Annotated in this window: 11 protein-coding genes; all 11 read right to left on the bottom strand. The window is 50.7% G+C overall.

Translation table 11 applies throughout. The annotated features are described in order from the left end of the window. Nucleotides 1-62: 62 nt before the first annotated feature. Entirely contained in the window at nt 63-695 is a 633-nt protein-coding gene (locus K0H81_RS07810) for an exonuclease domain-containing protein (protein WP_258406417.1), read from the bottom strand. Nucleotides 696-743: 48 nt separating this feature from the next. Beyond that, the gene (locus tag K0H81_RS07805) at nt 744-2591 is read right to left on the bottom strand and encodes a DUF294 nucleotidyltransferase-like domain-containing protein (protein ID WP_220060466.1); all 1848 of its coding nucleotides are present in this window, start codon (nt 2589-2591) and stop codon (nt 744-746) included. A 121-nt stretch (nt 2592-2712) separates the two neighbouring features. Next, a complete protein-coding gene (locus K0H81_RS07800) occupies nt 2713-3333 on the bottom strand; it encodes a class I SAM-dependent methyltransferase (protein ID WP_220060465.1) in 621 nt (206 codons plus the stop codon). A gap of 138 nt (nt 3334-3471) precedes the next feature. Beyond that, a complete protein-coding gene (locus K0H81_RS07795) occupies nt 3472-5190 on the bottom strand; it encodes a sodium:solute symporter family protein (protein WP_144204479.1) in 1719 nt (572 codons plus the stop codon). An 11-nt stretch (nt 5191-5201) separates the two neighbouring features. Beyond that, nucleotides 5202-5468 (bottom strand): DUF4212 domain-containing protein, encoded by a 267-nt coding sequence (locus tag K0H81_RS07790; protein WP_011866169.1) that lies wholly within the window; start codon nt 5466-5468, stop codon nt 5202-5204. Between the two features lie 299 nt (nt 5469-5767). Then, a complete protein-coding gene (locus K0H81_RS07785) occupies nt 5768-6400 on the bottom strand; it encodes a thiol:disulfide interchange protein DsbA/DsbL (protein ID WP_220060464.1) in 633 nt (210 codons plus the stop codon). A gap of 193 nt (nt 6401-6593) precedes the next feature. Next, nucleotides 6594-7493, bottom strand: a complete 900-nt coding sequence (locus tag K0H81_RS07780) for an SDR family oxidoreductase (RefSeq protein ID WP_220060463.1) — start codon at nt 7491-7493, stop codon at nt 6594-6596. Between the two features lie 63 nt (nt 7494-7556). Next, entirely contained in the window at nt 7557-8765 is a 1209-nt protein-coding gene (locus K0H81_RS07775; RefSeq protein WP_434086883.1) for a cyclic di-GMP phosphodiesterase, read from the bottom strand. A 499-nt stretch (nt 8766-9264) separates the two neighbouring features. After that, nucleotides 9265-9735 (bottom strand): DUF2919 domain-containing protein, encoded by a 471-nt coding sequence (locus K0H81_RS07770; protein ID WP_220060461.1) that lies wholly within the window; start codon nt 9733-9735, stop codon nt 9265-9267. Between the two features lie 121 nt (nt 9736-9856). Then, nucleotides 9857-10168, bottom strand: a complete 312-nt coding sequence (locus K0H81_RS07765; RefSeq protein WP_220060460.1) for a hypothetical protein — start codon at nt 10166-10168, stop codon at nt 9857-9859. Continuing rightward, nucleotides 10161-12503: an NAD-dependent DNA ligase LigA gene (gene ligA / locus K0H81_RS07755; protein WP_258406416.1), complete on the bottom strand. Its 2343-nt coding sequence runs from the start codon at nt 12501-12503 to the stop codon at nt 10161-10163. Before ligA ends, K0H81_RS07765 begins: the two co-directional genes overlap by 8 nt. Between the last annotated feature and the right edge of the window lie 14 nt (nt 12504-12517).

The following is a 12517-nucleotide window of genomic DNA, read 5'->3' as shown; positions in this document are numbered from 1 at the left end:
GAGATAATGGCGGAAAGTTGCCAAAGATAAAGGCGCAAAATGTAACCAAGTATAACCAGGTATTAAGGCAGCAGCTCGGCGATCTTTACCTTAGTTGCGCCGCCCATGGCCGCCACCTGCGCCAGCAGCAACTCGCCGCAGGCCAGCGCGTCGATGAGCGCGTTATGAGCGGCATACACGGGCAGACCATATCGGGCGCGGCTGCGCCCCAGGCGAAGACTGCCCTCTTGCAGATGTTCCTGTTGTCTCAGCAGGCGCTGCTTCTCGAGCAACAGGGTATCTATGGCGAGCAGGCGCGGCTTCTCTCCCAAACAGGCCTGCAGCCCAGATTGTAAGAAGGCGAGATCCAGCGGCGCATGGTGGGCCACCAACATCTTGCCCTCACTCACGGATAAAAACCAGGCCATCGCCTGCTCAGGGGTCAAGGCCGTATCCAGATGGGTATCTAAGATACCGTGTATGGTGGCGCTCTGGCCGACACTGCCCTCTATCTGCACCAGCTTATGCTGCGCCTCGCTGAGAATAAGTTGCCCCTGGCGGATAGGCACCACGCCGATACTCAAGATCTGATCGAAGCTGGCATTGAGCCCTGTCATCTCGAGATCTATTGCAAGCAGATCCACCTCAGACAATGGCTTGTCGATAACCGGCATCAGCGCCTGCTGATAGGCCTTGAGCCCGGCATTTTTTGCCATCAGGGCTCGCCAACAGAGCTGCGATCTGACCTTAATTCCTGCCAGCACCTAGAAGCTCCGGGTAAATTTGAGTTTTAGACCCGCCTGCGCGTCATGTACCACCTTGAAGGCGTCACGCAGCTGATGACGTACCAGCGAGGAGAGCTGCTGGGGCATCAGATAATTAGTGAGGGGTTGGTTGTGAGTATACTGATAACCCTGATTCGACAGGCGCATGTGGGCGATAAACTCGTGGGCATCGGCTAGATTCAGGGCATCTTTGCGATTGATGATGTTCTGCTCCATCAGCAGGCGAATGCGCTTGGCGGTATTCACCTCGCTAATGCCCGCCGACAGGGCGTAGACTCTGGCGATATCGTTAATGAGCGCACTGCCCTTGTGCTTAAGATCGATGCCTTTCACCTCCTGGCCGTCACGCTCCAGGACAAACTTCTTGAAGAAGCCCAGCGGTGGTGATACCTGCAAAGCGTTGCCCGCCATCCCAGCGAGGAAGATATCGTTATCTTTGGTGGATTCCAGCACCTGAGACTGCAGCCCCTCAAACAGGCTCGAAGGCCCATAGATGCAGCGCATATCGAAAAAGATGCTGGCATGCATCAGGGCCTTGGGCTCGGGATGCTCGACCCAGTTGGCAAACTTCTGTTGCCACTGGGCTAGCGTCATCCGCCATTTAGAGTTCTGCGCCATGATGTCGCCTGGGCAGTAGACATAGCCGCAGCGATCCAGCCCGGCGCAGACCGCCTTGGTCAGCGCCTCGAAATAGCCCTGGGCATGTTCATCCATCTCATGGGCCAGCAGCAGGCCATTGTCCTGATCCGAGCAGGCCGCCTGATCCTGGCGTCCCTGAGAGCCGAACGCCAGCCAGCAAAATGGCATGGGCGCCTGACCGAGGATCTGCTGATTGAGCACGATCAGCCGCCGGGTCAAGGCATCGGTTACCGAGGTCAGCACCCTACCTATCTCCTCGGCCCTGGCATCGGCGCTGATGAGGTTTTGCAGCAACAGCGGGATCTGTTTAGAGACATGGATCAAGCTCTCGAGATCATGCTGACGCTCTATCTCACCGATCAGCAACAGAGGCTGTGAGCTTTGTCCGCGCAAAATATCCGTGCTAGTGATCACCCCTATGGGGTGTCCCTCATCCATGATAGGCAGATGGTGAATATTATGCTGGCTCATCAGTAACATGGCCTCGAACACCAGGGCATTGGCGCTCAGGGTGGTCGGGGTTACCGTCATCGCCTGGTGCACAGGTAGGCAGCCGTCGAGGGACTCGGCTAGCACGCGGTTACGCAGATCCCTGTCGGTGAGGATCCCCGCAAGCTTGTGGTTATCTATGATAAGTACCGAGGAGACCCGGTTATCCCGCATCAGACGGGCGGCGTCGCTGACGCTGGCATTGATATCCAGACACAGGGGCTGTTTGGACATCAGGCTGCTGACCCTGTTGGTGGAGCCAAGCTCCTTGGCCTTGAAGCGCCCCTGATGGCGCAATCGCTTGGCAAAGGCACGGTTAAAGAAGCGATCGAACTCGCGACTCTCACTTCTCAGCTGATTGAAGGTTTCAGGGTCTAAGTGATATACCAAACCATCTTCGAGGATCTGTACTCTGTTGCTCACCTTCTCGCCGGAGAGCAGCGAGGGAAAGCCGAAAAAATCGCCGTCGCCGAGCCTGTCGATCAGGTCGCCATCTTCGCCGCGCACCTCGAAGGCGCCGCTGCGGACGATATAGAGCTGAGGATGCTCCTCATCCAGCGGCACATAGACGGAGGAGCGGCTGTAATAACCGACGGTGAGGGCGCGGCAGCAACGCTCCAGAGTCTGCTCAGATAGGCTGTCAAAGGGCGTCAGCTGGCCAAGAAATTGGGTAATAGGTTGCAGTTCGCTCGCGTCCATGATCTCCCTCTTACGTTATGGTCGGCATCTCGCCCTATAATCTCGCCAAGCATCGGCCGTTCTATTCACTATAGCCTTAACAAACAAACTCTTGCTATACGACTAAAGGCCAGCCAATTCCCTAACGCCGCCTGGCAATGATGAAGAGATCCACATCGCCCCGCTCGGGATAGTCCTGACGATGGCAGCTTAGCAGCTCAAAACCTGCCGAACTCAGCTCAGCGCTGAGCCACTTGCCGCAGTGATAATAGATGAAGGCCTGCTCGCCGCTGCTGGAGGTCTGCAGCTTTGAGGCGGCATAATCGCCCTCCATGGTGCTCAAATAGAGCAGCCCACCAGCATTCAGCCTTCTTGCCATCGCCTGGATCAAGGCCTTGACCTCCTCTTTATTGAGGTAAGGCAAGCAAAATCCACACACTATGGCATCAAACATCTTAGTTAAACTGTCGATAGCCAGGCAGTCCATCACCTCAAACTTGCCGGTGGGATTATTCTCTCTTGCCAGGCTCACCATCTGCGGCGCCAGATCTGTCCCCAAGTAATCAAGCTGAGGATGACGCGCTAACAGATAGCGGGCAATGTTACCCGGGCCGCAGGCAAGCTCCAGCACCTTGTCTTGCTCGCCGAGTAACTCACTCAAGCGGGCATAGGTGGTCTCGTAGAGCGGCATCTGCATATATTTATCCTGATACTGGCGCGCCAGCTTATTAAAGGTCGCCACAGATAATTGATAGTTACTCACCCCTACTTCCCCGAAAACTCCAAACATAAACTCTAAACACAAACCCTGAGACTGCCAGATAAGCAAAAGGTAAATCAATAAGATATGAAATAAAAAAAGGGAGCGCATTGCGCTCCCTAGGTCGATAAGTTTATCAACTTAGTGGTCGTGGGCCTCACCGGCTCCCTTAGGGAAGCGGATTGATTCCACCATATCAACCACATTCTGTGGTACCGCAGCCGTTACCTTGCTGACGATAAAGGCTACCGCGAAGTTGATGATCATCCCCAGCATACCTATGCCTTCTGGCGAGATACCAAACAACCAGTTCGCCGCGTTGTTATCACCTGGGTTCACAAACTTGAAGTAGATGATGTAGCTTGCCGAGAACAGCAGACCCGTCACCATACCGGCAATGGCGCCCTCTTTATTCATGGTACGAGAGAAGATACCCATGATGATCGCTGGGAAGAGTGACGATGCCGCCAGACCGAAGGCGATTGCCACCACGGCCGCTACGAAGCCTGGAGGATTGATACCGAAGTAACCCGCCATGACGATACCCAGCGCTGCAGCGATACGGGCATAGAGCAGCTCCTGCTTATCCGAGATATCCGGCATGAAGTTCTTCTTCAACAGGTCGTGCGATACCGACGTTGAGATAACCAGTAGCAGCCCCGCAGAAGTTGACAGCGCCGCCGCCAGACCACCTGCCGCAACCAGTGCGATCACCCACGCTGGAAGATTAGCGATCTCAGGGGTAGCCAGTACCATGATGTCGCGGTCAATCTTCATCTCGTTGGTTTCGCCCTTGGCATAGTAGATCTTGCCGTCGTTGTTCTTATCGTCCCACTTGATCAGACCTGTCTTCTCCCAGTTTTTGATCCAATCTGGCGCCGTTTCATAAGCCACACCCGTTGACTCAGGACCATTGATTGTCTCGATCATGTTCACGCGAGAGAAGGCGGCCAGTGCAGGAATAGTGGTGTACATGATGGCGATAAACACCAATGCCCAACCGGCTGAGACACGTGCATCTTTTACCTTAGGCACGGTGAAGAAGCGAACGATAACGTGTGGCAGACCCGCAGTACCGAACATTAGTGCGCCCGTGATGAAGAATACGTCGATCATCCCCTTAGAGCCCTCGGTGTACTGAGAGAAGCCAAGCTGAGCAGACAGACCGTCGAGCTTCTCAAGCAGATAGGTGCCCGTGCCATTGCCCGCGGCATCCACCAACTCGGCACCGAAGCCAAGCTGCGGCAGGATATGGCCAGTCATCATCACAGAGATGAAGATGGCTGGAACCATGAAGGCGAAGATCAATACACAGTACTGAGCCACCTGGGTATAGGTAATGCCCTTCATGCCGCCGAGTACTGCGTAGAAGAAGACCACGGCCATCCCGATATAAACACCGGTATCGACCTCTACTTCCAAGAAGCGTGAGAATACCACGCCCACACCGCGCATCTGACCGGCGATGTAGGTGAAACAGATGAAGATGGCACAGACTACCGCAACGGTACGGGCCGCCTGGGAGTAGTAACGATCACCGATAAAGTCGGGCACGGTAAACTTGCCAAACTTACGTAGGTAAGGTGCCATACAGAGCGCGAGCAGCACATAACCGCCAGTCCAGCCCATCAGGTAGACGGAACCGTCATAACCGACGAAGGAGACGATACCCGCCAGTGAAATAAAAGACGCCGCCGACATCCAGTCTGCCGCCGTGGCCATACCATTCATCACAGGGTGTACGCCACCGCCAGCAACATAGAACTCTTTGGTTGAGCCGGCACGAGACCAGATCGCAATGCCGATATAGAGGGCAAAGGTAAAGCCCACTATCAAATAGGTTAACGTTTGAACATCCATCTCATTGCTCCTTAGTCTTCATGAACATTGTATTTTTTGTCCAGCGCATTGGCTTTCGCCACGTAGACAAAAATCAGTGCAACGAATACATACATGGCCCCCTGCTGAGCAAACCAGAAGCCCAGTTTGAAGCCCATGAAATGGATCTCATTGAGTACATCGACCAATAAAATACCGCAGCCAAATGACACTGCAGCCCAAATTGCTAGCAGTCCGAGCACTAGACGTAAATTTTCACGCCAGTAACCTTCTGCCTTTTCGTTATTTTCAAAAGCCATTGCGACTCCCCTGTGCTGATTATTATTAAGTCATGGATTAATCTAGCAAGCGCAGTCATTAGGACAATCGCGACTTTGGTCTAACGCCAGCGTCAACCTGAACGCATATTAAAACATTTTCGTTACAAAACAATAAGATCAAGGTTGACGCCAGCGTAAACCTATAATTTTCATAGGCTTGCAAACTAGACTAAGGTCGAACAGAATTGTTAAAGGAATGTACAAAAAAGCCGCCAAGTGGCGGCTGATGGGATAGAGAGGCTTCCCTGTTGAAAGGCCTCACTAATGAGAAGAATGACCTATTTCAGGGTCGAGAGATAGGCAAGCAGATCGGCCAACTCCTCGGCGCTGCGCTGCTTATTGCTCACCAGATATTTACCGTTTACCAGCAGCGAAGGCACCCCGCGGATCCCAGATAATTGTGCCTGAGTATCATAGTCGGCGATCGCCAACTTGTTATCTACCGACGCCAGCGCCTTGTCGACCTCTGCCTTCGACAGGCCCTGCTCGACGAAGAACTGACTCAGCTCCTCCTGACGCTTAAAGGCGCCGTTACCCTCATGGATCCGCTTAAACAGATTGCCATGGGTCTGTTCGGTCACATGAAACTTCTTCGCTAGGTAGTAGGCTTCCTGGCTCAGCTGCCAGGCCGCACGGCCGCCCGCCACCGGCGTGCGCTCAAATGCCAGCTTATCCCCCAGTTCGGCCTTTAACTTGGCCACGGCCGAGGTGATCAAGCCATCCTGACGATAACAGTGAGGGCAGTTATAGGAGAAGAACTCACGCACCACAGGCTGATTCACCTCAGGGATCCCCGCCACCTTCACATAGTCGACCCCTTCGACATACTTAGCTTGAGCGCTGACCTGAAAGGCAGCCAGGGCGATAAATAATAGACTCACATAACGACATAGATTCACGACTCTTTTCATAACCAACTCTTCTTATTATTGAAAAAATGTTTGCTCCCCAGGCTTAGCTGAGGCTATTTATCTTGCAACCTTCTCTCACAATCTTCTCTTACCATCTTCTCTTACCAGGGCCTGAACTCATAAATTCAATCAAATACGCTCTCGGCCTTTTGGACGCTAATCTTTATGAACACTGGCTTTCACAAGCATTAGCCTAGCAATGGGCCAACATGGCTAGAGGATCGGTAAACTTATACCGATAGTTTAGCTCCCGGGTGATAAGGCCTCCATCGACGCGCTTATCTTCAGCTAAGTCTCCCTCGATAAAGCTTGGCGGCGTGAGCCCCAACTGAGTCGCCGCCTTTTGATAAAATTCCGCCTTGGTGGGATGCAGCGGCGCGCAGAGATTATAGGCTGGCGATAAAGGCCCCTCAGCTTTCAGCAGCGAGGTCACGGCACCAATGCAATCATCGAGATGCACCATATTCACCGCCAGGTTACCACCAGGCACATTCTCTCTTCCCGCCAGGAATCGCCCTGGATGCCTTTTGGGACCTATGAGGCCGGCGAAACGCACGACGACGCAGTTATTGTTAGACTCGCCACCAGCAGAGTGATTGTTAGACACGCCACCTTCGGAGTTAGCACCAGAGAAGAGCGCCTCGGCGGCCAGCAAGGTCTCGCTCCCAGGGCTGTGGGCCTTAGCATCGATCTCGACGCAGCCACTGCCTGAACGGTCGCCACCGGCAGGATAGACACCAGACGTGCTGATAAAAATGATGCGCTGATATTCGTGGGTGCCTATTAACACCTTGAGGCGCTTGAGGCGATCCAGATAGCCGTTATCACCACGGCGAAGTCCGGGGGGGATGTTGATCACTAAGGCATCGCAGGCGAGGCCTTGGGTTATCGCTTCACGGGCGCGAGAAGACAAATCTTCACTCTCGAGTGCTTCTAAATCCAGCGCAAAGCCTGCGATTCCATCGGCTGATAAGGCCTCGGCGTCCTGTGGCGAGCGTTTGGAGCCCGTAACCTTTAATCCTTGGCTTACCAGCACCTTGGCCAAAGGCAAGCCAAACCAGCCGCAGCCGACGACGGCAACAGAAGTTATCATCTTGAATGCTCTAAATTAAAATATTTTGACTTGAAACCAGACTTCTAAAATAACGCAACGGGACTAGGGGGTGCCAGCAAAATAAAAACTAATTCCACTGTCGGCCTGTAACACGCGCATTGCACCTTCGGTTAATTCTTCAAGCTTTAACACGCTATCGACAAACACCTCCTCCTGACTGAGGAAACGCAGGCCGGGCTCGCTGCCGTCGGGATGACAGGCCCACACCTGAGGCTGTTTCACCGATTGAGTGGTGACCATCACCTTGCCGACATCGCCATCGCTGAGACGCACCAGAGTGCCCGGCGGATAGATCCCAAGCAATTTAACCAACACGGCGATCAGCGTCTCCGAATGTTTCCCCGCATGATTCTTAAACAGATAACCCAGGGCTATCTGAGGCGAGCGGCTCTCTTCGGCCCACAGCTGACCGTCATAATCGTTCGCCAGACTCACCAGCTGCGTGGTAATGGGGATCTTCTTCTCTATCAGGCCGTCGGGAAAGCCTGAGCCATCGATAAACTCGTGATGGTGCAGGACGATGCTGAGCACCGCCTTATTAAACAGGCCCGTCTTGTTGAGCATCTCGTAGCCAAAGTTGGGGTGCATCTTGAGGAAATTGGCTTCGGAGGCCGTTAACGGTGTCTTCTTGCGCCGGATAGACTCGGGTACCTTGAGCTTACCTATATCATGGAACAGGCAGCCCAAGGCGATGTCGCGCATATCCGATTTGGGCAGTTCCATGGCCCTGGCGATCATTAGCGCTAATACCGCCACCGAGATACCGTGTTGGGTGACGCTATTGTCACTCTCACCTGCGGTCACTAACGCCAGGTGGGTCTGTTCATACTCAAACATATGCTCGATGAGTGACTCCACCAGCGAGGCAGCCTCACGATAAGCGCCCTCGGGATCGCTGGCTATCTTGCTAAAGGTCGAGCGGCACTCGTTGACACAATCGATAAAGCGTTTCTGACTCAGACGCAGGGATTTACGCACATTGCGTTTGGCTTCTATGATGGGATCCACCACCTCTTCTGCCTTTTCAGCCTGCTCGTCTCCCTCATCATTCTCCTCTTCCAACAGTTCTTCGCCCGACACCAACAGAACATAGGGCACGCCAAGACTCTTGATCAGCTCTATCTGCGCCTCTTCTTCAATCTTGATGCGGTTAAAAAGGAAAGGATGGTTTTTCCAAGACAAGGGTAACTTAACAGTGATACCTGTTTGTAACTTAGACAGGGGTAATTGTATCGGCTCAGTTCTGGCCACTCGAAGCAACTCCATTGATTTTCCCCATACCCATTGGGTCCCCTGCTCCAGATCCGGATGCGAGATGATCCCCTAAGAATATGAAAAGCAACCTAACTTTAATAACATAACTATAGTCAATAGCAACTCAATTTGTACAATCTGTCATTAAATTGACCACTTACGCACAGATTGACGCCAAAGTGCACCGAGAGACAATTAGCTGCTGGTTATAAGATATGCAAAAAATCTAAACTAAGATTGAAATTATTTATTGTATACAATATTCAATTGGTGTTAGTATGCTTCTGTTCTTTAGAGATACGTAGCAACCCCGGATTATGTTTCTTTAAAGAGTGTTGCTGTCAATTGTCCTTAATATAAGTCCTGTGAATTTGTTGTTTTTCACATTGATTTATAAGGTATTTTGTAACATTCCGATATCTTGAGACTGAATTTTCATTCAATAGAGATATGCTTAGCGCTGCATCTTGCAGCGCTTTTTTTTGGCCGGGATTCGCTAATCCGTCTGATTGCGCCAATCCTGCAGGTAGTATTTAAGGTGCTTCGACTTGCCGATATAGAGCAGGCTCCAGAAGAGAAACAGCGCGTCCAGGCCAAAGCTCCAGCTATAGAGAAAATGGTTGTGAATCAGGCGCTGCAACAAAAGGCCGGCATCTACCATCAAAAGCGCAATCAGCAGAGGTTTAAGTTGATTAAAGGCGGGTCTTAACCAGAGTGGAGCGCGTTTACGCTCGGCGATCACTAATCCATAGAGAAATAAGCCACCGACACCGGCCGCCAAGGCCATCAGAAAGTCAGACTTTTGCGGATAGATGAGGGCGACCAAACCGGCTCGATCGCTGGCCTGAGTCAGGGAGGCGATAAACACACACCATCCCCGGGCGATAAAGGCTAGCATCAGGTACAACATAAGCGGCGGCTTAAAGTGTCCCTTATCGTCTAACCAATTAATATGTCCAAAATTCAATAGTGTTCTCCCTCCCCCGTTTCTCTCTATATGGTGATGATGTCGCGGATTTCAACATCTGATAACAAATGGAGGCGGTGAACGATAAAAAAAGCGCCATCTCTCGATGACGCTTCCTGAATCAATTATTCTTCATTTTATTAGCAAGCACTTTCTTTAATCTAGCCATTTCATCATTCAATTGTTTGATGCTAACTTCACAATTGGTAAGTTCTGCTAGTGAATCATTATAACCATCATTAACAAGCTCCCTCCCCAAATCTGTATTATTTTTAATATTTTCGGTTAGGATACCAAGCTTGTGCTTACATAATTTTCCTCTTAGACCAGCAGGACAATCACAGGTTACCTTTATATGTTCAATAATTTTCTCAAAAGTGACTACATATGGCACAGCAGCTGATCCTTGCACATGAAAAATCCATTTATTCACTTAACTTCTCCTTGACTAAGTTTTCATCCCATATTTCAATACCAAGTGCTTCAGCCTTAGTTAACTTACTTCCAGCCTTTTCTCCGGCTATAAGGAAATTAGTATTTTTAGAGACGCTTCCTAAAACTTTAGCCCCCTTGCTTTCTAAAAGATTTTTTAAATCATTCCGAGTAAAACTTGTAAAACTACCAGTTAAAACGAACGTCTTATCTGTAAAAAAGGACTCAACCAAGCTGATTTCATCTTCACCATCGTAATTCTGTGTCCAATGTAACCCAAGTTTTTTTAAAACCAATTCAAGTTTTAGAGCATGTTCCCTATTACATTGCTCTGAAATGAATTTCAGCAACGCTTTCCTACGTTTATCTGTAAGACCATTAATGCTTAGTAAACTTTCAAAAGTCGCTTCAAATAAATCTTCAAGACTAACAAATACATCAGATAGCAACGATGCTGTAACCTTGGCTATTGTTGGTATATGTAGGTTAACAACATAATGTTCCATTTTCGAATGCTCAAAAATATACTTAGAGATCCCTTTTTCTGTTGGTTTTATATTTACTTCATTATATAGCTCTTTAATAAAATTAAAGTTAACATCATTATCCATGAAATCCCGTATTTCACGGGAAACATCTGTACCGACGTCTGGTATAAGCAACAATGCTTCGAATGGACACTCTACTATAAATTTTACGCTACCCAAATGTTTGGCTAATTCCCTAGCTGTTGCATCACCAACTTCTGCTATACCTAAAGCCAATACAAATCTTTCAAGTGAGATAGTCTTTTTATCTTGAATTGCATCAAAAAGTTTTCTGGCCGAAAGTTCGCCAAACCCCTCTAGGCTCACAAAATCATCATACGAAAGCTTAAATAAATCAGCAGGATTATTAACCAAACCTACATTTATTAACTGCTCAACAATTTTGTCACCCAACCCATCTATATCAAAGCACTTTTTAGAAACAAAGTAACTAATGGATTCCTTTAATTGAGCCCTACATTTAAGTCCCCCGGAGCATTTATGAGTTGCTTGTTCAAGAAAGTGACTTTTAGTTTTTAACTTTTTCTGCTTAACAACTTTCTCTATAGGTGAGCCACATACCAAACAATTTTCAGGAAACTTTATAGATTTTGCTTCACTTTGTCTTTTTTCAAGGACAACTGATACTATTTGTGGAATAACATCTCCTGCTCGCCTAACGATTACTGTATCACCCTCCCTTAAATCGAGACGGGCGATCTCATCGGCGTTATGCAAGGTGGCGTTGGAGACGGTAACCCCACCGACAAAGACAGGCTGCAGGCGCGCAACCGGGGTCACGGCGCCGGTACGGCCCACCTGGAAGTCTACTCCTTCGAGCAGGGTGATCTCCTCCTGGGCCGGAAACTTATAGGCGGTGGCCCAGCGAGGCGCCTTAGCCACGAAACCAAGAGTCTGCTGCTGGGCGATGTCATTCACCTTAAGCACCACGCCATCTATCTCATAGGCCAGCTCGCTACGACGGGTCAGTATATCCTGATAATAGGCCAGCACGGTCGGGATATCCGCACATACCTTGACTTCACTGCTCACCGGACAGCCCCACTCTTTAAGCTGCATCAACTGCTCGAAATGACTGGCTGCCAGCGGCCAGGTTTCCGGCTCCACCACGCCCAGAGCGTAGGCATAGAATGCCAAGGAGCGACTGGCGGTGATCTTGCTGTCTAACTGACGCAGGCTACCGGCGGCCGCATTACGCGGATTAACGAAGAGCTTCTCGCCCTTGGCGCGGGCCTTGTCGTTGACCGCCTCGAAGGCCGCCTTAGGCATAAAGACTTCGCCGCGCACCTCGAGTAGTGGCGGGAAACCGCTGCCTCTGAGTCTCAATGGCACAGATTTGATGGTGCGTACGTTCTCGGTGATGTCTTCACCGACGGTGCCATCGCCGCGGGTGGCGGCGCGCTCAAACACGCCATCGCGGTAGAGGATACTCACAGCCAAACCGTCTAACTTAGGCTCACAGCAAAATGCCGGCGCCTCCGGCAGCTTATCGCCGACGCGCTTATAGAAGGCGTTGAACTCCTCTTCGCTAAAGACGTTATCCAGGCTCAACATGGGATTGAGGTGAGTCACCTGATTAAACTTGCTCAGCGCCTCGCCGCCGACTCTCTGGGTTGGCGAGTCGGCCAGCGCCAGCTCGGGATGCTCGGCCTCCAGCTCCTGCAGGCGACGCATCAGACGGTCATATTCGGCGTCGGGAATTGAGGGCGCGTCATCGACATAGTAGCGATAGTTGTGCTGATTAAGCTCGTCGGTTAACTGTTTAATCTCGTCTTGTATGGCTTGCATGATTTCTTATCCAG

Source organism: Shewanella halotolerans (assembly GCF_019457535.1).
In the GTDB taxonomy this organism is placed as follows: domain Bacteria; phylum Pseudomonadota; class Gammaproteobacteria; order Enterobacterales; family Shewanellaceae; genus Shewanella; species Shewanella halotolerans.
Note: the sequence above shows the minus strand (reverse complement) of the source record. Positions and strands in the feature narration are given on the sequence as shown.

Coding starts and splice junctions, on each gene's coding strand:
- K0H81_RS07810 (WP_258406417.1), bottom strand. CDS start 695: ATGGCAAAAAATGCCGGGCTCAAGGCCTATCAGCAGGCGCTGATGCCG.
- K0H81_RS07805 (WP_220060466.1), bottom strand. CDS start 2,591: ATGGACGCGAGCGAACTGCAACCTATTACCCAATTTCTTGGCCAGCTG.
- K0H81_RS07795 (WP_144204479.1), bottom strand. CDS start 5,190: ATGGATGTTCAAACGTTAACCTATTTGATAGTGGGCTTTACCTTTGCC.
- K0H81_RS07790 (WP_011866169.1), bottom strand. CDS start 5,468: ATGGCTTTTGAAAATAACGAAAAGGCAGAAGGTTACTGGCGTGAAAAT.
- K0H81_RS07785 (WP_220060464.1), bottom strand. CDS start 6,400: ATGAAAAGAGTCGTGAATCTATGTCGTTATGTGAGTCTATTATTTATC.
- K0H81_RS07780 (WP_220060463.1), bottom strand. CDS start 7,493: ATGATAACTTCTGTTGCCGTCGTCGGCTGCGGCTGGTTTGGCTTGCCT.
- ligA (WP_258406416.1), bottom strand. CDS start 12,503: ATGCAAGCCATACAAGACGAGATTAAACAGTTAACCGACGAGCTTAAT.